Annotated in this window: 20 protein-coding genes and 1 tRNA gene; 7 read left to right on the top strand and 14 right to left on the bottom strand. The window is 73.6% G+C overall.

Annotated elements, in window-relative coordinates; all coding sequences use genetic code 11:
* Positions 1-195 precede the first annotated feature (195 nt).
* Both ABTY56_RS31220 and ABTY56_RS31215 read right to left on the bottom strand, forming a co-directional pair.
* The gene (locus ABTY56_RS31220; RefSeq protein WP_350632708.1) at positions 196-1,656 is read right to left on the bottom strand and encodes a hypothetical protein; all 1,461 of its coding nucleotides are present in this window, start codon (positions 1,654-1,656) and stop codon (positions 196-198) included.
* Complete coding sequence (locus ABTY56_RS31215; protein WP_350632707.1) at positions 1,653-2,330, bottom strand: RNA polymerase sigma factor; 678 nt, start codon at positions 2,328-2,330, stop codon at positions 1,653-1,655. The genes ABTY56_RS31220 and ABTY56_RS31215 overlap by 4 nt, the downstream gene beginning before the upstream one ends.
* 353 nt (positions 2,331-2,683) lie before the next feature.
* Here ABTY56_RS31215 and ABTY56_RS31210 point away from each other — a divergent pair, with 353 nt between their 5' ends.
* Positions 2,684-3,661: a helix-turn-helix domain-containing protein gene (locus ABTY56_RS31210; RefSeq protein WP_502893225.1), complete on the top strand. Its 978-nt coding sequence runs from the start codon at positions 2,684-2,686 to the stop codon at positions 3,659-3,661.
* A 71-nt stretch (positions 3,662-3,732) separates the two neighbouring features.
* Here ABTY56_RS31210 and ABTY56_RS31205 read toward each other — a convergent pair whose 3' ends face one another.
* The 7 genes from ABTY56_RS31205 to ABTY56_RS31175 form a co-directional block, all read right to left on the bottom strand.
* On the bottom strand, positions 3,733-4,506 hold the full coding sequence (locus ABTY56_RS31205; RefSeq protein ID WP_350632705.1) for a MerR family transcriptional regulator: 774 nt from the start codon (positions 4,504-4,506) through the stop codon (positions 3,733-3,735).
* A 149-nt stretch (positions 4,507-4,655) separates the two neighbouring features.
* Positions 4,656-5,882: a hypothetical protein gene (locus tag ABTY56_RS31200; RefSeq protein WP_502893223.1), complete on the bottom strand. Its 1,227-nt coding sequence runs from the start codon at positions 5,880-5,882 to the stop codon at positions 4,656-4,658.
* A 138-nt stretch (positions 5,883-6,020) separates the two neighbouring features.
* Complete coding sequence (locus tag ABTY56_RS31195) at positions 6,021-7,160, bottom strand: LPXTG cell wall anchor domain-containing protein (RefSeq protein ID WP_350632704.1); 1,140 nt, start codon at positions 7,158-7,160, stop codon at positions 6,021-6,023.
* Positions 7,161-7,538: 378 nt separating this feature from the next.
* On the bottom strand, positions 7,539-8,144 hold the full coding sequence (locus tag ABTY56_RS31190; RefSeq protein WP_350632703.1) for a flavodoxin family protein: 606 nt from the start codon (positions 8,142-8,144) through the stop codon (positions 7,539-7,541).
* 154 nt (positions 8,145-8,298) lie between these two features.
* Positions 8,299-9,213, bottom strand: a complete 915-nt coding sequence (locus tag ABTY56_RS31185; protein WP_350632702.1) for an NAD(P)-dependent oxidoreductase — start codon at positions 9,211-9,213, stop codon at positions 8,299-8,301.
* A 95-nt stretch (positions 9,214-9,308) separates the two neighbouring features.
* Positions 9,309-9,734: a YunG family protein gene (locus ABTY56_RS31180; RefSeq protein ID WP_350632701.1), complete on the bottom strand. Its 426-nt coding sequence runs from the start codon at positions 9,732-9,734 to the stop codon at positions 9,309-9,311.
* A gap of 224 nt (positions 9,735-9,958) precedes the next feature.
* A complete protein-coding gene (locus ABTY56_RS31175) occupies positions 9,959-10,519 on the bottom strand; it encodes a GlcG/HbpS family heme-binding protein (RefSeq protein WP_350632700.1) in 561 nt (186 codons plus the stop codon).
* A gap of 342 nt (positions 10,520-10,861) precedes the next feature.
* Between ABTY56_RS31175 and ABTY56_RS31170 the strand changes: the two genes are divergently transcribed.
* Positions 10,862-12,088 carry a sensor histidine kinase gene (locus tag ABTY56_RS31170; RefSeq protein WP_502893222.1) on the top strand — a complete coding sequence of 409 codons (1,227 nt, stop codon included), beginning with the start codon at positions 10,862-10,864 and terminating at the stop codon, positions 12,086-12,088.
* Positions 12,085-12,729: a response regulator gene (locus ABTY56_RS31165; RefSeq protein ID WP_350632699.1), complete on the top strand. Its 645-nt coding sequence runs from the start codon at positions 12,085-12,087 to the stop codon at positions 12,727-12,729. The genes ABTY56_RS31170 and ABTY56_RS31165 overlap by 4 nt, the downstream gene beginning before the upstream one ends.
* Positions 12,730-13,161: 432 nt before the next feature.
* Here the strand turns inward: ABTY56_RS31165 and ABTY56_RS31160 are convergent, their stop codons facing one another.
* Positions 13,162-13,641, bottom strand: a complete 480-nt coding sequence (locus ABTY56_RS31160; protein ID WP_350632698.1) for a hypothetical protein — start codon at positions 13,639-13,641, stop codon at positions 13,162-13,164.
* A gap of 327 nt (positions 13,642-13,968) precedes the next feature.
* On the opposite strand from ABTY56_RS31160, the gene ABTY56_RS31155 reads away from it, so the two are divergent.
* Positions 13,969-14,751, top strand: coding sequence for an alpha/beta fold hydrolase (locus tag ABTY56_RS31155; RefSeq protein ID WP_350632697.1), 783 nt, complete (start codon positions 13,969-13,971; stop codon positions 14,749-14,751).
* A gap of 221 nt (positions 14,752-14,972) precedes the next feature.
* Complete coding sequence (locus tag ABTY56_RS31150; protein WP_350632696.1) at positions 14,973-16,088, top strand: nucleotide disphospho-sugar-binding domain-containing protein; 1,116 nt, start codon at positions 14,973-14,975, stop codon at positions 16,086-16,088.
* Between the two features lie 72 nt (positions 16,089-16,160).
* Here ABTY56_RS31150 and ABTY56_RS31145 read toward each other — a convergent pair whose 3' ends face one another.
* A complete protein-coding gene (locus tag ABTY56_RS31145) occupies positions 16,161-16,541 on the bottom strand; it encodes an ACT domain-containing protein (RefSeq protein ID WP_350632695.1) in 381 nt (126 codons plus the stop codon).
* Between the two features lie 147 nt (positions 16,542-16,688).
* Positions 16,689-16,762: transfer RNA gene (locus ABTY56_RS31140), tRNA-Gly, on the bottom strand.
* A gap of 277 nt (positions 16,763-17,039) precedes the next feature.
* On the opposite strand from ABTY56_RS31140, the gene ABTY56_RS31135 reads away from it, so the two are divergent.
* Both ABTY56_RS31135 and dcd read left to right on the top strand, forming a co-directional pair.
* A complete protein-coding gene (locus ABTY56_RS31135) occupies positions 17,040-17,261 on the top strand; it encodes a hypothetical protein (RefSeq protein WP_030056617.1) in 222 nt (73 codons plus the stop codon).
* An 82-nt stretch (positions 17,262-17,343) separates the two neighbouring features.
* A complete protein-coding gene (dcd, locus tag ABTY56_RS31130) occupies positions 17,344-17,919 on the top strand; it encodes a dCTP deaminase (RefSeq protein WP_350632694.1) in 576 nt (191 codons plus the stop codon).
* A 106-nt stretch (positions 17,920-18,025) separates the two neighbouring features.
* Here the strand turns inward: dcd and ABTY56_RS31125 are convergent, their stop codons facing one another.
* Positions 18,026-18,916: an alanyl-tRNA editing protein gene (locus ABTY56_RS31125; RefSeq protein ID WP_350632693.1), complete on the bottom strand. Its 891-nt coding sequence runs from the start codon at positions 18,914-18,916 to the stop codon at positions 18,026-18,028.
* A gap of 86 nt (positions 18,917-19,002) precedes the next feature.
* Complete coding sequence (locus tag ABTY56_RS31120) at positions 19,003-20,040, bottom strand: YIP1 family protein (RefSeq protein WP_350632692.1); 1,038 nt, start codon at positions 20,038-20,040, stop codon at positions 19,003-19,005.
* Between the last annotated feature and the right edge of the window lie 100 nt (positions 20,041-20,140).

Below are 20,140 nucleotides of genomic sequence, written 5' to 3'. Positions count from 1 at the left end.
GCGTCCCGGAGGAGCCGGCCCGAGCCCCGGCCCCGCCGGCTCGCTCTCCCCGCCTCTCACCCTGATAGACGTCCATCCCCGCAGGGGGTTGCAGGTGGATCCGAAGGTTTTTCCGCGACCTCGCCCCGGAACGCCGAAAGGCGCCGTGACCAGGGGATTCCCTGGTCACGGCGCCTCGGGGCAGTCACCGATCGGCTACTTCACGACGATCTCCTTGATGATCGTCTCGCCGATCACGGTCAGCGTTCCGCTGCCGTCGTACGGCAGCGTCGCCTGCATCCGCAGCGGCATGGGCCCCGGCCCGTCGGCGGGGTCGATGGTCAGCCGGTACGTCACCGTGTGGCTCGCGCCCGGCGCCAGGGGGAAGGTGGCCGACCTGCCGCCCGTCGCGTAGTCCATGCCGCTTCCGGGCGACATGCTCAACTGGGTCCAGGTGTCGCCGTCCTGACGCTCCAGCTTGCCGGCGTTCATCGGGATCGGGCCGGGCGGCGTCCCCGGGTACGGGTCGGTGACGACCAGCGGCTGGACCGCCGACAGGTTGGCCATACCGGTGTTCCGGTACGTCACCGAGAAGGTCACCGGCCTGTCCTTGGCGGACACCATCCCCGTCGGGAGGATCCCGCTGTACGTGACGGCGACGGTGTTGGGGTCCACCGGATCCGGCGACGGCACCGGCATGCCCGGCGCCTTGTGGCCGCTGACGTCCAGGCTGTTGACGATCGTCTGCAGGCCGGCCTGGTAGTCGTCCTTGAGGCCGTTCGCCGCCACGAACACCTGGTCCGAACTCAGCCCCCACATCTGGGCCGTGAACGAGTCACCGGGCTTGCAGGTGGCCTTCCACTGGGTCTTGTCGGCCGTCTTCCCGGCGATGGTGGGCCGGGTCCGCACGGCCGGGGCGACCGACGAGTAGGGCACGCTGGGGTAGTAGGGATGGCCCCAGATCGGGCAGTCCGGCTGGTGGCTCCAGCCCCCACTCGAGGCCATGTCGTTCATCGAGGGCCAGATGGCGTGCTCGGCCTCGTCCTGGGTGTTGTAGACCGCGACGAAGACGCCGTACGGCTCGCACCGGTCCTGGGACCAGTTCGACGACGAGTCCGTCGGCGCGCCCGGGCTCAGGACGCAGACCATGCTCGTCGAGAGCGGCACCGTCTTCCAGCCCGCCGGCACCTTGAACTTGACGCCGCGGAAGGTGTACGAGGTCGACGGTCCGCTCGGCACGGTGTTGGTGGCCGACGGGCTGGAGGACGGGGGGGCGTCGTCGGCGAGGGGGAGGTCGGTCTCGGGCTCGCCCGTCGGGGTCCCGGTGTCGGTGGGGGTCGCCGACGGGGTGGGGGTGGGGGTCGGCTCGGCGGTCGGGCTCGGGGAGGTCGTCACGGACGCGGCCGGCGGCGGCGGGACCTGGTCGTGGGCGACCGGCTCACCGTGGAAGGTGAGCACGCCCAGCGCCATCGCGGCGGCCAGGCCGAACGGGACGGTGACGGCGTACACCGGGCGCAGTCGGCGGATCCGGCTCTTCGGGGGCGCGGCCGGGCGCAGGCTGTTCGCCGTGACCAGGGCGGCACGCGCGCCCATCGCCTCGCGGAGCAGCCGTTCGGTCGGGGTTTCGGCCGGTCCGTCGCCGTCGCCGCCGATTCGGCGGGGGAACTTGTCGGTCATCGAACCTTCTCCAGGTGCTTTTCCAAGGCGTCCAGGGCACGACTGGCCGTGGACTTCACGGCACCCCGGGAGAGTCCCAGGGTCTCGGCTATCTGCGCCTCCGACATGTCGGACCAGTAGCGCAGCACCAGCACCTCACGCTGGCGGGGAGTCAACTCCTGCATCGCCACCAGGACCCGCCGGTGCTCGTCGTTGAGCACCGCGTGGTCCTCCGCCGAAGCGGCGTCGGGCTCGTGCGGCGGCACGTACTCACGGGCGGTCTTGCGGCGGCGCAGCATCGAGCGGGCGCCGTTGACCACGGACGTCCGCAGGTACCCGAGCGCGTTGTCCAGGTCGTCCAGCTGCTCGCCGTGGCGCTGGTAGAGCTGGGTGAAGGCCTCCTGGACGACGTCCTCGGCCAGGTCCTGGTGGTCGACCAGGAGCACGGCCATCCGCACCAGGCCGAGCCGGTGGGCGTGGTAGAGGTCGGTCAGGGTGGGCCGTTCCTCCTCGGGCTTGCGACCGCCGCGCAGCAGCCGGAAACCGGAGCGGCGCTGCTTCACCTCCTGCTCGGTGACGGGGCCGGCGAGGGGCTCGCCGACCTCCTGCGCGCCGAACAGCACGGCGACCACACCGCGGACGGTGAAGCCGCGCGCCTTTCCCGGCACGACGGTCGGCCCGATGGCCATGGACATGTGCGCTTTCGCTTTCCCCCGGGACGGTGACGGCGTTCGCCGAACCGTCAGACCCACCTGATCAAGATCGTGATCGGGGGGATCCTCCCAGCTGCCCTCGCCTCGGTTCCCTCCGCCCCCACACCTACTGGACGTGCAGCAGGGGTGGAGGTTGCAGGTGGGTTCGAAGAAATATCCGAGGAGGCCGGGACGGCTAGACTCGCCGGCGTTCCGCCACCCGTGAGCAGGGGGTTCGCATGGCCGAGCAGGACGTCGAGGGCGCGGTCGACACCGACGCCGACACCGCGACCGGCACCACGACCGAGCCGCGGCCGCGGCCGGTGGCCGTCGCCATCGGCCGGCGGCCGGAGCCCGTGCACGACGTCGCGGTGTACGCCTTCGAGGGCATGGCCCCGTTCGAACTCGGCGTCGTGGTCGAGGTGTTCGGGCTGGCCCGGCCCGAACTGACCGGGCTGCTGGCGGCCCCCTGGTACGGCCTGAAGGTGTGCGCCGACCGGCCCGGGACGGCGCTGGACGCGGTGGGCGGCTTCACGCTGACCGCCCCGCACGGACTGGACGAACTGGCGGCCGCCGACACCGTGGTGGTCCCCGGGGTGCCGAACGCCTTCGGCGGTGACGTCTCCCCCGGGCTGGTGGCGGCGCTGCGCACGGCGCACGAACGCGGCGCCCGGATCGTGTCGATCTGCTCGGGCGCCTTCGCGCTGGCCGCCGCCGGGCTGCTGGACGGCCGGGAGGCGACCACCCACTGGCGGTACGCCGAGCTGCTGCAACAGCGCCACCCGGCGGTGCGGGTCAACCCGGACGTGCTGTACGTGGACAACGGGGACGTGCTCACCAGCGCGGGCAGTGCGGCCGGGATCGACCTCTGCCTGCACCTGGTCCGCCGGGACCACGGCGCCAAGGTGGCCAACACCGTGGCCCGCCGCTTCGTGGTGGCGCCGCACCGGGACGGCGGCCAGGCCCAGTTCATCGAGGCGGCGGTCGGCCCGGTCGAGGAGGAGGACGACGGGATCGCCCGCAGCATGCAGTGGGCGCTGGACCACCTGTCGTCCCCGCTGACCGTCCCGGTGCTGGCCCGCGCCGCCCGGATGTCGGACCGCTCGTACCTGCGGCACTTCACCGCCCGCAACGGGACCAGCCCGATGCGCTGGGTCGTCACCCAGCGCATCGCGGCCAGCCTGCCGCTGCTGGAGTCACCGGACGGGACGGTGGAGGAGATCGCCGCGGCCGTCGGCTTCGAGAGCTCCGCGACCTTCCGCCACCACTTCGGCCGGGTGATGCGCACCTCGCCGACCGCCTACCGGCGCTCCTTCGGACGCGGGGTCGCGTGATCCGGTGATCCCGCGACGCCGTCACGGGATCACGGCGTCACGTCTGCCCGCCCGTCACGCCGGGCCGCCCGTCACGCCTGCTCGCGCCGGTCCGCGTTGGCGACGATGGCGTCGTGCAGCCACTGCGCCAGGCCCGGGGCGAGGTCCTCGTAGGTGCTCGTCCAGCGCGGGTCCGAGACGTACAGGCAGGCCAGACCGCGGTGGATGGTGAACGTGCAGTCGTAGAAGTTCCGGCAGATGTGCTGGCGGTGCTCCTCGGCGAGGTCCATGGCCACCGTGCCGTCGGCGGGCTCGCCGGCGGTGACCGCCGCGGCCAGGGCCGTGTTGAGCTCGGTCATCTCGGCCTGGATCCGCTGCCAGTCGGCCTTGGAGTAGCCGCCGGTGCGGCGCTGGGACTCGGCCCAGGCAGCGGTGTCGCCCCAGCGCTGCTCGGCCTCCTGCTCCCACTCCTCCTGGTAGCCCTCGCCGAAGATCTCGAACTTCTCCTCCGGGGTCAGCTGAATTCCCATTCTCCGTGCCTCCATGGCGTGTTCGACGGCTGCGGCGAGGTCCTGGAGGTGCTGGATCCGGTCGGTCAGCAGCCGGTGCTGCCGCCGGAGGTGCTCGCTCGGGCTGACCGAGCGGTCGTCCAGGATCGCCGCGATCTCCTCCAGGGGGAACCCGAGTTCGCGGTAGAAAAGGATCTGCTGCAGCCGGTCGAGGTCGGCGTCCACGTACCGGCGGTAGCCGGAGCGGGTACGGCCGGCCGGGGACAGCAGGCCGATCTCGTCGTAGTGGTGCAGGGTGCGGACGGTCACCTTGGCGATCTTCGCCACGGCACCGACCGAGTAGCCCTCACTGGTCATCGGAGTTCCTCCCTGGTGCTGACCACCACCCTCGGCTCTCACGTCGCGTGAGGGTCAAGCCGCCTTTCCGGGCGTCGACCCCGTCGACGTCGGGCCGGTCAGGCGTCGGCCGCTCAGGCGGTCGGGCGGGCGAGCGGGCGGTCGGCCGCTCAGGCGTCGGCGCCGACCAGCACCCGTTCGCGCCGCCGGGCCGCCCGGCGTCCGCCGTCGCCCTGGCCGCCGGCCCGGGGTCGGCGGGGCTGCTGGGTGGGCCAGAGCAGCACGTACGCGGCGGAGACCACCACGAAGGCGAGCCGGACGAAGCCGCGGGCCGAGTCGGACGGCAGGAGCAGCGTGCCGCCGTACAGCGCGGCCAGCGCGATCCAGCTCCACCACGGGACGAGCCGCTTCTGCCCGACCGCGTCCCAGAGCAGGGTGCCGAGCAGGATCGAGGCCGTGTAGTACGTGTAGACGCTCGGGTCGAGGAGGATCCGGGCGTCCGCGCCGAGCAGCACCACGGCCGGCCAGCGGCCGCGCCACACCGCGATGCTGCCGAGGCCGATGCCGAGCGCGAACTGGGTCGGGCGGTCCCACCAGGGGGTGGCCGGGTCGGTCACCCCGAACCAGCGCAGTGCGGAGGCGGGCTGGTTGGGGATGGTGAACTTGGCCGCCGCCATGGTGTCCAGGTTGCCCAGGTAGAACGGCAGCCAGGCGATCGCCACCAGGGCGGCGAACCAGAGCGCGGTGCGCATCCAGCTGCGCCGGGGCAGCGCCAGGATCAGCGGGGCGAAGGCCAGCGCCCAGGGCTTGGAGTCCACCGCGAGCGCCAGGAAGATCGCGACCTGGATGGGCTTGCCGCGGGCCAGGGCGTGTGCGGCGAGGCAGGTGAAGAACAGCGCGAGGACGTCGTCCAGGTGCGCGAAGCGGACCGACACCTCGACCCACATCGGGATGAAGGCCAGTCCGGCGATCAGCAGCCGCTGCTGGAGCCGGCGGTGGTTGGTGCCGGTGCCCAGGTAGTAGAGGGCCGCGGTGCGGCCGATCACGACCAGCATCACCAGGCCGAGCGCGGCGCTCGCCGCCTCGGCGACCAGCTGGCCGGTGTGCGGCGAGAACGGGGCGGTGAGCCTGGCCGCGGCCAGGCTGACCGGGCCGATCTGCAGCTCCGGGTGGTGGGCGTAGAGCGACAGGCCGCCGTCGGGCTGGCCGCTGAAGAGCAGCTGCTCGCCCTGGCGCAGGTAGTGCCAGGAGAAGCCGCCGCTCGGCTCTACCAGGAAGAACCAGAGCACCGTCCAGCCGACCAGCAGGACGTGGTGCCTGCGGAGCGGCAGCCCCGCGATCCGCCCGGTCGCTGCCTCGTAATCCGTGGTGCCCCGTGCCGTGCGTGCTTCCCGCACCTGTCCTCTCCCCGCCGGTTCCGCCCCCCTCCGGCCGGACATCCTATGTGACGGAGGAGTACCGCCCGTGCCGCCCGCATGACCGTCCGGTGGACGGCGCGGGCGACACGGGGGTACCCGGAAAACGGTTCTCCCTGGTCAGCTGTGCTGGCCGGTCTTGCGGCGGCGCAGCACCACGAGGGTGCCGACACCGGCCACCAGGACGGCGCCGCCGACGGCCGCGATCGCGGTGGTGTCGTCGCCGCCACCGGTCTGGGCCAGCGCCTTGTCCGCGTTGTCGGCCGCGGTCTTGGCCTTGCTGACGCCGCCCGGGGTGATCTTCGGCGGGGTGACGGTCGGGTTCTGCACCGGGAAGTCGATCGGCTGCTGGACGTCCGTGCTGCTGCCGGACGGCGCCGGAGCGGCGGTGGTCGCGGAGGCGGACGGCGAGCCGGTGCCGGGGGCCGGGGTGGTCGGCGCCGGGGTGGTCGGCTCGGTGGTCGGGGTCCCGGTGGCCGTCGCCGTGGCGGTGGCCGTGGCGGTCGCGGTCGCGGTCGCGGTCGCCGTGGCGGTCGGCGACGCGCTCGTCGAGTGGCTCGTCGTCGGGGTCGGCTTGCCGGTCTTGGTCGGGGTGGCGGTCGGGGTGGGCTTGCCGCCGCCGGCCTTGATGGTGAAGCCAGCGCCCTTGATCCCGTCACAGCTGAAGCTGCCGTGGTCGTTCTCGTCGCCGGTGTCGGCGGAGAAGACCACCGGGACGACACCGGCCTTGCCCAGCGGGGTGTCCTTGCCGAAGGAGACGCGGACGTCGATGTCGATGCGCTTGCCCTGGCCGACGTAGAGCATCGCGTCGTCGGCGGCGTTGCCGTCGCCGGTGACGTCGCCGAGCAGCATCAGCACGGCGCTGTCGTCGCCGTCGCCGCCACCGGGCGCGACGGCACCGGTCCGCCAGGTGCCGCCGCCGGGCAGGCGGGCCGGCAGCTGGTACTCGACCTTGAGGTCCTTCGCCGTGAGCGAGCCCGCCTTGTTCTTGAACTTCAGCAGCGGGAAGGCGACGAAGTCGCTCTTGGTCGAGTTGTCGATCCGGTAGGTGAACACGCGGGCGTCGCCGCCGGCGACGAAGGTGTCCGGAACGCCGCGCACCGAGAGGTCGAGGGCCTTGTGGCCCGCCTTCTCGGCCGGGGCGGACGCGGAGGGGGAGCCGGTGACTCCGACGGCCATGGCGCCCTGGGCGCCGGCCAGCACGAGCGAGGACGCGAGCGCGGCGGCGCCGGCGAGGGCAAGACTGCGACGTATGGACAAGGGAGACCTCACGGACGTTTCCGGGCGAGGCCCGGGCGCGAGGGGCGGCCGCAGACGCCGCGTCCCCCCGCGAAGCTGAAAGTGCGACGGAGAGTACCGAACGATCCGGCCCGTCCGGAAGGCGGGTGCCGCACTGTGCCCGAGCGGTGGAAGCAACGCGCCCGGTTCGTCCAACTCCGTCCATGTGCAAGGCTTTTGTGCTTTGCCAAAAGATGACCGGGAGTGACGGGTACACGTCCGAAGGACCGTACCGCACCCGGGGCGGGAACGGTACGGATCCCGGGGGTCGGATCGGGACCGGCCGACGGGGGCAAGTCGGGTTCGGGCCGCCGGGGACGGATCGGGATCGGGCCGCCGGGGACGGATCGTCGGAGGCGGTCAGCCCGCGAAGAAGGACTTGGCCGCGATCAGCGCCCGCTCGTCGCGCAGTACGTCGCCCGGGCGGGTGCCGTTGCCGAGCAGCACGCCGCCCCAACGCATGCGCATGTACTCGGCGGTCAGCCGGAGCGTGCCGATCAGCGGCTCGGCCTTCTCGTCGGAACCACTGAGGGCGGTGACCCCCCAGAGGGTGGCGCCGTCCATCCGGGCGCGGAAGTCCAGTCCGGGCACCCGGAGCCAGCCCGACCAGTGGTCGAGGTAGAGCTTGGCGCTGGTCGGCAGCGTGTACCAGTACAGCGGCGCGACGAGGACCAGGTCGGTGGCCGCCAGGGTGGCGTCCAGCAGGGTCCGCTCGTGGCCGACGGGCTCGGGGTAGTGGCCGTCGCCGTCGTGCCGCAGGTCCCGGAAGACGGGCAGCGGGTGGTCGTCGAGCCGCAGCCAGCGCTGCTCGGCCCTGGCCGGCAGGCTCGACTCGGCGGCCAGCCGCGCGAGTCGGGCGGAGTTGCCGTCGGTGCGCGCGCTGGCGTCGAGGAACAGGAAACGCCGCGGCGTCCCGGCGCCGGACGGTTCGTCGAACGGCTGGTCGGACGGCTGCTGGTCGGACATCGGATCTCCCCCGGGTCACACGGCGCGGACGGGGGTGCGAGCACCCGGCCCGCCCCGGTTATTCCGGGCCCGCGCCCCTGCTCACGCCCCCTCCGCGCCCTGGCCCGCGCCCTGGCCCGCGCTCGGTGGCCCGCGCCGATGCCCCGGCCGTCGGCTACGCGGGCAGTCCGGCCCGGCGGCGGGCCACCGCGGCGACCGCCGCCCAGTCCTTGTCCCCGTCCCCGTGCGCCAGTGCGTCCAGGAAGGCGTCCCGCAGGATGCTGCCGAAGGGCAGCGGCACGTGGCGGGCCGCCCCGGCCTCCAGCGCGAGGCCGACGTCCTTGAGCCCGAGCGGCAGCCGGAAACCGGCCGGCTCGTACCGCCGCTCGGCCACCATCGCGCCGTAGCCGGAGTAGATCGGCCCGGGGAAGAGCGTGGTGGTGAGCATCTCGACCAGGTCGGTCGGCCGGACCCCGTGGGCGTCGGCCAGACTGCACGCCTCGGCCAGCGACTCGATCGCGCAGGCCAGCAGGAAGTTGGTGCTGATCTTGGCGGTGTTGGCCTGCCGGGGGCTCTCGCCGAAGTGCCAGGTGCGCTGCCCCATCGCGGCGAACAGCGGCTCGGCCCTGGTCAGCAGGTCGGCAGCGCCCGCGACGAGGATGTTCAGCCGCCCCTCGGCCGCGACCGGCGGTCGACCGAGGACGGGCGCGGCAACGTAGCCGATGCCGTGGTCGGCGTGCAGCGCCTCGGCCCGCTCGGCGAGCGCGAGCGAGACGGTGGCCATGTTGACGTGCAGGGTCGCCGCGGCGCCGGTCAGCAGGGCGGGGTCGAGCAGCAGGCGCTCGACCGCGTCGTCGTTGGCGAGCATGGAGACCACCGTGTCGGCGTCGAACACCTCGGCGAGCGAGCCGGCCGCCTGCGCGCCCTCGGCCACCAGGGCGGCCACCGGCTCGGGCGAGCGGTTCCAGACCCGTACGGTGTGACCGGCCCGCAGCAGGCTTCCGGCCATGCCCCGCCCCATCGAACCCAGCCCCACGAAGCCGACCGTCATCCCGGTCATCCGCGCACTCCCGTCGCCGCTGTCGATCACTGCGGCCGACTGTACGTCAGGATCCGAACGGAGCCCGGCCGCTCGGGCCGTCCGGGCCGCTCACGACGGTGGGACTGCTCGCTGCGCCCGGGCGCTCAGGCGCAGGCGCGCGCCGGCATCCGGGTGCGGTGCGCGGCGGCCCCGCGCTCCAGCTCGGCGATCACCCGGGCGCGCAGCAGCTCGTACTGGGCCTGCAGCCGGCCGGGACGGGCCGGGCGGGCGACCGGGCGACCGGGGCCGACCAACTCGTCCGGCCCGAACTGCTCGCGGGTGAGGTCGATCTCGAAGCCGGTGGCGAAGCGGTTCCACCAGTGGAGGTCCGTCCGGACCCCGTCGACGTGCACCTCGCCCATCATCAGCTCACCACCGAGCAGGTCGTGCACGACCATCGCCGTCACCCCGCACTGGCCGCGGGCGGGATTGTCGGGACGCCAGTGGGCCAGATCCTCGGGCGCACAGGTGTCGACACCCCAGGAGGAGCGGATCGCACGTTCGATGTCGTTGAGGGTCCACGCCGTCATACCGGGAAGCCTGCCACGCGGCACTGACAGCGGCAGCGGCTTTTCGAAGGGTCACCCCGTGTTCTGCGGCGACCCTCCCGGCGTTCACCCGAATGAGTCAGTGAAACCGGCCGGTCGGCCATCCCGCGTCACGGGACGGCCGACCGGCCGGGGCGTCACCCCGCCGGCGGGGTGGGGCGGGAGGGGTGGTCAGCCCGCCGGCCGGGCGACGGGGCGGGGAAGCCTCACTTCGCCAGCTCGGCCACGCCGGCCTGCGCGAACTGCTCGTCCAGGTCGCCGCTGGGCGCGCCCGCGACACCGATCGCCGCGACCGGAGCGCCCTTCGACTGCACCGGGGCGCCGCCGGCCAGGAACAGCGTGCCCGGGATGTCCTTGAGGTTCGGGGCCTGGGCCAGGCGCTTGGCCAGCTCCGAGGTCGGCGCGTTCCAGGAGACCGCCGTGAAGGCCTTGCGCTCGGCCGACTCCGGGGCCTGCGGGCCGGCGCCGTCACCCTTCAGCAGCACCCGGGTGACACCGTCCCGGTCGACGACCGCGACCGACACGTGCTGACCGGCCTTGGTCGCCGCGTCCAGGGCGGCCTGGGCGGCGCGGGTGGCGGCGTCGATGGTCAGGCCGGTGCTCTGGGCGAGGTTCTTGTTCTGCGTGTCGGCCTTCACCGCGGCCGGGGCAGCCGGGGTCTCGGTGGTCTCGGCACTGGCCGAGACGGCGCCCACGGTGGCCGCGGCGATCGCGGCGGCGGCGACGGCGCCGGTCAGCACCCGGGTGCGCACGGAGGTCTTCTTCATGGTCCAGCTCCTCGACGGTCTGCGGGGTGGTGCGGGGATCGGGGGGCGCCGGGCCGAGGCGGATCGCCCGGCGGCGTGCTTCGATCCTCCGTCCGGGACCGCGGCCGCCACATCGGCGGTCCGGCGCGTGCGTCCGGGCATGATGGGGGACGACGGCGTCAACCGATCGGCTGATGCGGGACCGGGCCGGACGGGTCACCATCGAGGGATCGGCGCAGGTCAGTGCGGTCTGCCGCCGCGCGCAGCCGGTGCGCCGCCGGTGCGCGGCCCGTGTGCACCTCCTGCGCCGCGCACCCCTGCGCGGCCCGTCCCGTGCGCCGCCCGTTCGACCAGGAGCCACCCGTGCCACAGCCCCGCCCCGCCGCCGGCCGGCCCGGCGCCGTCGGCCGCGACGCCGGGGATCCGGACGCGGGCCGGCTGGCGGTGCTGCTGGACTCCGCTTTCGTGGTGCTGCTCGCGGCCTCGCTCAACCGCTACCTCACCCATCACTCCGGCAGCCCCCAGGCGCCCTGGGTGATCGGACTGAGCGCCGCCCTGGCCGCCGCCCAGCCGGCCGGCTCCTGGCTCGACCACCACCGTCCGACCGCGTCGGGCCGGCGCCGCAGATGGCCGCTGGGGCTGGTGGTCACGCTCTGGGTGGTGCTGGTGCTGCTCGCCCCGAGCTTCGCCTGGTGCGCCGTCCCGCTGATCTACACCGCGCTGCGGGCGCTGCCCTCGAAGGCGGCTATCCCGCTGGTGGGCGCGCTGACGCTGCTGGTGGTGATCGCCGAGATCCGGCTGCCGGGCGGGGTGGACGCCACCCTCGTCCTGCTGCCACCCGCCGTGGCCGCGCTCGCCACCGGCGTCTTCCTCTTCATGGCCCGGCAGGCCGCCCGGCAGCGCGCGCTGATCACCGACCTGGTCCGCACCCGGCGCGAACTCGCCGCCACCGAACGGCGCGAGGGCACCCTGGCCGAGCGCGAGCGGCTGGCGGTGGAGATCCACGACACCCTGGCTCAGGGCCTGTCCAGCCAGCAGATGCTGCTGCAGGCCGCCGACCGCACGTGGGACACCGATCCGGCGACCGCCCGCACCCACGTCCGCACCGCCGCCGAGGTGGCCGCCCGGAACCTGGCCGAGGCCCGCCGCTTCGTCCACGACCTCGCACCCGCCGAACTCGCCGACGGCCGCACCCTCGACGGAGCGCTGCGGGCGCTGGCCGGGCGGGAGTCCGCCGAGAGCGGTCTGCCGGTCCGCTTCCACCTGGACGGCACGCCCGTACCGCTGCCCGCCGCCGCGCAGTCCGCGCTGCTGCGGATCGCCCAGGGAGCACTGGCCAACGTCCGCGAGCACGCCGGGGCGTCGACCGCGGCGATCACCCTGTCCTTCCTCGGCGACCAGGCCGTCCTGGACATCGCGGACGACGGCCTCGGCTTCGACCCGGAGGCCGCGGGCACCGGGGGCGGCCGCGGGTACGGACTGCCCGCGATGCGCGCCCGGCTTCGGCAGTTGGGTGGCACGCTGACCGTGGAGAGCACCCCCGGCGAGGGCACCGTCGTCTCCGCCGCGATCCCCCTGGAGCACCGATGAACGCGCGAAGCGAACCGGCCCCCGTCCGGCTGCTGGTCTGCGACGACCACGCGGTGGTCCGGGCCGGCCTGCTCGCCCTGCTCGCCAGCGCGGGCGACATCGAGGTGGTCGGCGAGGCCAGCACCGGGGAGGAGGCCGTCGCGCTGGCCGCCCGGCTGACGCCGCAGGTGGTGCTGATGGATCTCCAACTCGGCGACGGCATCGACGGCGTGGAGGCCACCCGGCGGATCACCGCCGCCCCGGGCGGGCCGCACGTCCTGGTGCTCACCACGTACGACACCGACGCCGACATCACCCGGGCGATCGCCGCCGGCGCCACCGGCTACCTGCTGAAGGCCGAGCGGCCGGAGGAGCTGTTCGCCGCCGTGCACGCGGCCGCACAGGGCCGGACCGTGCTCTCGCCGCCGGTCGCCTCCCGCGTGATGGCCCAGATGCGGGCCCCCGCACCGAAGCTCACCGACCGCGAGCACGACATCCTCGTACAGCTGGCACAGGGGCTGGGCAACCGGGAGATCGCGCGGGCGCTGTTCATCAGCGAGGCCACGGTGAAGACGCATCTCGGGCGGATCTACGACAAGTTGGGCGTGGACACCCGGGCGGGCGCGGTGGCGGTGGCCAAGGAACGCCGACTGCTGCGCTGAGCGCTCGCGCGGTGCCGCTGCGTGCTGCCATGATGCTCGGAATGTCGGATTCCAGCCCGATGTGTGCGGGGTGAGCCGTCCCGCGCGTGCGCGCGACCGTCGGCCTACGGCGCCTGATGGGCCCACAACCACCTGGTCCGAAGCCTTTCGAGCCGGTCCGGGACGATCGCCACAATGTGGATGTTTCGTGGATTCGACTATTGACAAACCAACCACGCGGTTTGTTAGCGTGAGACCAACGACGTCCCCGGGGGTGGGGACCTGCCGGGGCCTGTGCGGACCGCTCTCGCCGGAGAGTGGGGCCAGGGGGGTGCGGCAGGGCTGCCGGGGTGTCGGGGGGAGCGGCGACGCCGAAGCCGCGCAACGAGGCGGCGTGGAGCGTGTCCGGGGGGACTCGCTCCACGCCTCCCCCGATCCCCTTCCGGCCGGGGACTACACCAGCGCGCTCCAGTACGGGCAGCACACGGACGGCACCGGCACCGAGCCGCGGCCGCCGTCCCCCGCAGGCACCGGGAGCCGCTCCGAGCGGGCCACTCCGGGCGAGCTCGCGGTCAGCCCGGCCTCGCCCAACTCGCCGAAGCAGAGCGCCAGTCGATAGCCGTCCCGGGTGGTCGCGGCCACCCCCGGGCAGTCCGGGTCCGCGTTCAGCGAGGTGATCGTCCAGCCTCGCCGCCGCCAGTGCCGCTCCACCACGCCCACCAGCACCGCCCGCCGGGGCAGCGAGACGACCGTGAGGATGTCCCGCCCCCGGGTGACGTACCAGAGCACCGCCGACTCGCGCCCCGGCTTCGGCAGCCGCGCGCCGGACCGGGGCGGCGCCTCCTGCCAGGCGGGCGCCGGGTCGATGGCGTCCACGGTGTCCTGGAGCAGCGTCTCACAGCGTTCGGCGGCGTCGAGTTGATCGACCGTCACCCCGGGCTCCGACCCCGACCACCACCAGGCGGGCACGGCCGGCGCGCCACCGGGGCAACCGTCCGGGCATCCGACGTTGAGTTCGGCACCACCTGACTGCACAGGGCCCTCCGTACTCCTCCCGGCGTTCAACCCGGGCTGGGATTCCGTCACTGCTTGGACGGCGGACGGGTACGGACAGTTCCATCCCCACCGTTTCCACACCTCCAAATTGCACTGCACGGTGCAGTTGCATCACTGCTCTGCACTGTGTAGTTTACTTCTCGTGCCGCCGACGGGAACAGCCCGCCGCCCAACGGCACCACCGACCCCGAGAGGACCCCCGTCATGCCCACCATCACCGTCGGCACCGCCCGCATCCCCTACCGCGTCGTCGGCGACGGCCCCGACACCCTCGTCCTGGTCCACGGCACCGGCCCCGGCTCCGGCATGTGGGACGGCCTGCTGGGCTCCTTCACCGACCGCTACACCGTGCTGCTGCCCGACCTCTCCGGCAGCGACGCCGCCGAGGACGACGGCTCCCCGCTGACCCTGGAGACTCTCGCCACCCAGGTCAACGCCGTGATCGACGACGCCGGGCGCGGCCCCGCCGACGTCTTCGGCTTCTCGCTCGGCGCCGTCGTCGCCACCGCGGCCGCCGCCCAGCGCCCCGACCAGGTCCGCCGCCTGGTCGCCGCCGCCGGCTGGATCAGCGCCGAGCAGGACGAGTACATGCGCCTGTCCATGGCCACCTGGCTGTCGCTCGCCGACCACCCGGCCGCCTTCGGCGGCTACGCCACCCTCACCGCCTTCAGCCGCGGCTTCCTCGACCGGATCGGCCGCGACGCCGTCGAGGCCAACGCCGCCTACATGCAGCCGACCCCCGGCACCCTGCGGCACGTCGCCCTCGACCTCGGCCTGGACCTCACCCCGCTGCTGCCCCGCGTCCAGGCCCCGGCCCTGGTGGTCGGCTGCACCCAGGACGCCACCGTCCCGGTGCAGAACGCGCGGCGCCTGCACGCCGCCCTCCCGGGCAGCGTCTACGCCGAGTTCGACACCGGCCACATCGTGTTCGCCGAGGAGGGCGAGGCGTTCACCAAGACCGTCCGGGAGTTCCTCGACGCCGCATGAGCAACGGGCGACGGCCGACGGGCCACGGACAGCGGGCGGCGCAGGGCGGGCGGCGCAGGGCGGAGGGGGCGCGGAAGCGGATTTCGGAGCACACCGCCGCCCGGGAGACAAGCCCCTGATCAAAACGGCTGATTAGCGCGCATGGTGATTGGAATCAAATTGACTGAACGTCAACTTCCAAGGTGAGACTGCCTCGTCAGCTTCATTGCAAGGAGTCCACCATGCGCATACTCTTCACCGGCCCCGCCGCGGCCGGTCACCTCTTCCCGATGGTCCCGACCGCCCAGGCGCTGCGCGCCGCCGGGCACGAGGTCCTGTTCGCCTGCGGGCAGCCGCTCGACCAACTCCGCAGCGCGGGCTTCCCGATCGTCGAGATCGGCGACGGCCGGACCCTGCGGGAGATGTTCGAGGAGCGCCTCGAAGGCAAGATCCGGTACGTCACCCCGGACAAGCCGCAGGACGAGATCTTCGACATGGCGGCCGCGATCTTCGCGCACGCCTCCCGCCCCGGCGTCGACGGACTGCTGGAGGCCGCCGCCGACTGGGGCGCCGACCTGCTCGTCCACGACTCCTTCCAGGCCGCCGCACCGCTGGTCGCGACCCTGCTCAAGATCCCGTCGGTGATCAACAACTTCGGGGTCAGCCCCGGCATCCCCATGAGCGGGCTGCTCGCCTCCCACTTCACCGACGTCTACGAGCGGCACGGCCTGGCCGGCCCGGCCGCCTCCACCGCGCTCAACGTCGGCCCGCTCGGCGGCGACCCGGGCGGCCTGGCGATGCGCTACATCCCCTACAACGGCGGCGGCGTGGTCCCGACCGAGTTCCTCCGCCCCGCCGACCGTCCGCGGATCGTCGTCACCCTGGGCACCGTCCTCGCCGAGCTCGACGGCGTCCGCGCGGTCGTCCGCCTGGTCGAGGCCGCGGCCGAGGTCGACGCCGACTTCCTGCTCGCCGTCGGCGGCGCCGACCTCGCCCCGCTCGGCACCCTGCCCGACAACGTCCGCGGCCTGCCCTGGGTCCCGCTGAACGAACTGCTCAACCGCGCCGACGCCCTGATCCACCACGGCGGTTCGGGCACCATGCTGACCGCCCTTCAGGCCGGCCTGCCCCAGCTGCTCCTCCCCCAGGGCGCGGACCACTTCATCAACACCGAGGCGCTCACCGCGACCGGCGCCGCGCTGAGCTCGGCCTCCGACGCCGTGGACACCGCCCTCCTCGACCGCCTGATCACCGACCCGGGCCTCCGCGAGGCCGCCGACCGGCTCCGCGCCGAGAACGCCGCCCTCCCCACCCCGACCGCCCTCGTCCCCACCCTGGAAGCCCTCACCACCCGCTGAGCCACCGCCCGGCCGAACCCGACAGCCCGGCCTCCGAGGGGGCGGCCGGGCTGTCGCCCCGGCCCCTCCCGCTCAGCCCTCGACCCGGTGACCGGCCGACCGAAGGACGTCCACCGCCGCGGCGAGCCGCTGCGCGGGCACCAGCACCAGGTCCGCGTTGAACGTCGACGCCACGAACACCGGCACCCCGGCCGCCGCCAACGGCGCGAGGAGCCGGGACAGCACACCCGGCAGGTCGAGCCCGTGGGCCGCGTCACCGCTGTACAGCGCCCTCCACCGCTCGACGGACACACCGTCCACCCGCTCGTCCACCGCACGCACCACGGTCAGCCCCTCGGGGGCCCGGACCAGCGAGATCCACGCCGACGCCAGGGCCGACGCCTCATCGGCCGGCCGCTCGACGCACAAGGCCTCCGGAAGAACGCGCAGCCGCTGCGCGGTCGCATCAGTCACCCGCCGATCCTAGGGCGCACACCCCACCCCCGACCGGGCTTCCCCCGAAACCGGCACTCCGCCCGGCCGCCACACCCCCGGAGCCCGGAGCCCCAGAGCCCGGACAACGCAAAAGCCGCAGGTCATGTGACCTGCGGCTTTCGGCAGTGGAGCGGGCGACGAGAATCGAACTCGCGCTCTAAGCTTGGGAAGCTCATGTTCTACCATTAAACTACGCCCGCCTGATGAGCCGTCAGAGACCGCTCGATCCAGTGTCACTGTACCCCATCCGTGACTGCGGTTGCACGAGGGATCCGGGGGCGTGGCGGAGCGGGGTGGGGGCGGGTGCGGAGGCGTACTGTGTGGGCCGCGTACGAGCGCTCCGGCGGGTGGGGTCGGGGGCGGCGAGCCACGGTGAGGATTGTCCGGAACATCCCCTAATGTGACGCTGTCCCGGGGCTCGGCCGCCAGGGCGCGTGAGTACGGGTGAGTACTGGGTTAGGGATGGGAAGGGGATCGATGGAGCAGCGCGCCGTCGTTCGTTGTGCCGAGGGGCACCTGTTCAGCACCACCACGTTCCCGATGCAGAACCTCGGTCCGGGCCGGCTCGGTCCCGGGCGGTTGATCCGCTGTCCGCAGTGCGGACGGCTGCGGAGTTCGGTGCTGGCCGACGTGCGGGAGCTGTCGGAGCCGCAACTGGCGCAGGCGATGCGGCTGGAGGCCGCGGAGTTCCTGGCCTGACGGTCGGCGGGAGGACCAGGAGGACGCGGTGGGGCCCCGGGCGGATTCGTCCGGGGCCCTTTCTTGCACGTAACCTCGAAGCGTGCTGCTCTCTGACAAGGACATCCGGACCGAAATCGACCTGGGCCGGGTCTCCATCGACCCGTTCGACCCGTCGATGATCCAGCCGTCGAGTATCGACGTGCGCCTCGACCGCTTCTTCCGCGTGTTCGAGAACCACAAGTACCCGCACATCGACCCCTCGGAGGAGCAGCCGGACCTGACCCGGCTGGTCGAGCCGGAGGGCGACGAGGCGTTCATCCTGCACCCGGGCGAGTTCGTGCTGGCGTCGACGTACGAGGTCATCACGCTGCCCGAGGACGTGGCCTCCCGGCTGGAGGGCAAGTCGAGCCTGGGCCGGCTCGGCCTGCTCACCCACTCCACGGCCGGCTTCATCGACCCCGGCTTCAGCGGCCACGTGACGCTGGAGCTGTCGAACGTCGCGACGCTGCCGATCAAGCTGTACCCGGGCATGAAGATCGGGCAGCTCTGCCTGTTCCGCCTCTCCTCGCCGTCGGAGCACCCGTACGGCTCGGAGCGCTACGGCTCGCGCTACCAGGGCCAGCGCGGCCCGACGCCGTCCCGCTCGTACCTGAACTTCCACCGCACCGCGGTCTGACCACGCGGCGAGGACCCAGCGGGCCGAGCGGACCCGACGGTCCCGGCAGAGCGCACGCAGGACGGGCGGCCACCCCTCGGGCGAGGGGTGGCCGCCCGCGGCGTTCTCAGGCCCGCTTGGGGCTGGTGACGGCGACCAGCTCGGTGCCGTCCTCGGACAGCCGCAGCTCGGTGCGCAGCTCGGCCAGCTCGCCGAGGTGGTGCAGGTGGGTGCCGCCGCAGAAGATCTGCGCGCCGCCCTCGGGCAGCTCGCAGTGCCACTGGCGGCGGGCGGTGAGCTCGGGGCCGGGCACCTCGATGCGGACCGGGGCGTCGGCGGCGACCCAGGCGGCGAGCCGGGCGTTGACGTCCTCGGTGAGGGCGGGCAGGGCGTCGGCCAGGGCGGGGAACTCCTCGGTGGCGTCCGCCGTGAAGCCCTTCTTCTTCAGCGACTTGCCGAGCCGGTAGGTGTCGGTGCTGGCCTGGGTGTCCATCACCGAGCTCGCCATCGCGAGGCTGTCGAAGTCCGGGTTGCCGAAGGCGTCCGAGCGGCCCGGGTCCTTGCGCCAGCGCGGGGCGAGCGCGGCGTTGAGGGCGAGGGCGAGCAGGTGGCAGCCGCTGTGCGAGGCGCTGAGCGCGCCCCGGCGGTCGGCGTCGACGGAGAGCGCGGCGGTGCGGCCGACGATGTCACCCGGGTCGGTGTCGAGGACGTGCAGGACCAGCCAGGACCACTCCTCGTCGCCGCGCCGGACCGGGATGTCGGCGCCGACCAGCAGCGCGTCGTCGTCCGGGCCGACGGCGCCGGTCAGGCAGTCGACCACGGCCAGCTCGGTGCCGTCCACGGTGAGGGTGCCGAGGTCGGCCGGCTGGTCGGGCCAGGTGTGGTCGAGCGGGTGGAACGGGGTCGCGCCGGTCACGACGGCGTACCGGCCGTCGGCCAGCGGGTGCACCGCGAGCACCGGGGACTCGCCGGTCACCGCCCCGGCCGGGAAGCTGACGTGGGTGGTGGGGAGGGTCATGCCTGGCTCCGGTGGACGTGGGGCGAAGAGGGTGGACGGGCCCCGGCGCTCGGCTGCGGCCCGTCCACCATTCTGCCCTTCGCCCGTCAGCCCAGCGTCGGCAGCTTGATCAGCACCAGCAGGGCGACCAGCTGCAGCGCCGCGGCGCCGGCGGCCTTGCCCCACGGCAGGTCGTGCAGCCGGCGGACCATGCTGGTCAGCAGGAACGCGCAGAGCGCCCAGGTCGCCCAGCCGACGACCTGGACGACGGCGCTGCCGGAGGGCAGCACCAGGGCGAGCAGCAGCCGGGGCGCGTCGGTCAGCCAGCCGACCAGCGCGGCCAGGCCGACGGTCGACTTCCACGGGCCGTCGCCGCCGAGCTGGCGGGCCAGCGCGTAGGTGACCGCGCCGAAGAGCGCGCCGGCCACGGTGAAGCCGATCGCGGCGGCGAGGATGCCGGTCAGCGCCACGGAGAAGGTGGAGTTGACGATGTCGTCGTGGGTCAGCCCGATGCCCAGCACCGCGAGCGCGCCGTACAGCAAGGAGACGGTGAGGGCGGGCAGCCAGACCTGGTGGTCGCGGGTGCGGTCGAACATCGCGGTCGGGCTGCGGAAGAGGCCGACGAACAGCTCACGCCACTGCGGCCGGGGGCCGCTGGCCTGCGGGGCGGACTGGCCTCCGGCCCGGTAGACGGCGACGTTGTCCTGGCCGTACGGCGGTTCCTGCTGCTCGTACGCCCGCTGCTCGTACGGCGGCTGCTGCCCGTAGCCGTCCTGGGCGTACCCGTCACGGGCGTAGCCGTCCGGCGGGTACTGCCCGTACTGGCCCTGCCCCTGGTCCGGGTACTGCCCCTGGTCGTAGTAGCCCTGGTGCGGCGGTTCCTGCCCGTACCGGCCGCCGCCCGCGTACGGGGCGCCCGTCGGGAAGGCGCGGGTGCTCCCGGGTTGGTCGGCCGCGTACGGGTCGTACCCGTCGTCGGCCGTGCCCCCCGGTCCACCTGCGGCTCCCGGGTGCGGAGCCGTGAAGTACTCCGGCCCGTCCGTCCGCCCGTGCCCCCCGGGCGCCCCCGCCGGCGGCGGTGGAGCCGACCACCCGCCGTGCGGGCGGTCGGCGCCCTGACCGCTGTCGTATCGATTACCAGCCACGCTCTGAAGGTACCCGTCCGGCCCAACCCGCGTCGGCCCCGGACGAAGCCGGGGCCGGTTTGCAGCGAGGCTGAGACGAACGGGGCCGAAAGCCGCCCAC

The sequence above is a fragment of the Kitasatospora sp. NPDC097691 genome (genome assembly GCF_040302665.1).
Classification (GTDB): Bacteria; Actinomycetota; Actinomycetes; order Streptomycetales; family Streptomycetaceae; genus Kitasatospora.
This window is presented reverse-complemented; position numbering and strand designations above follow the sequence as displayed.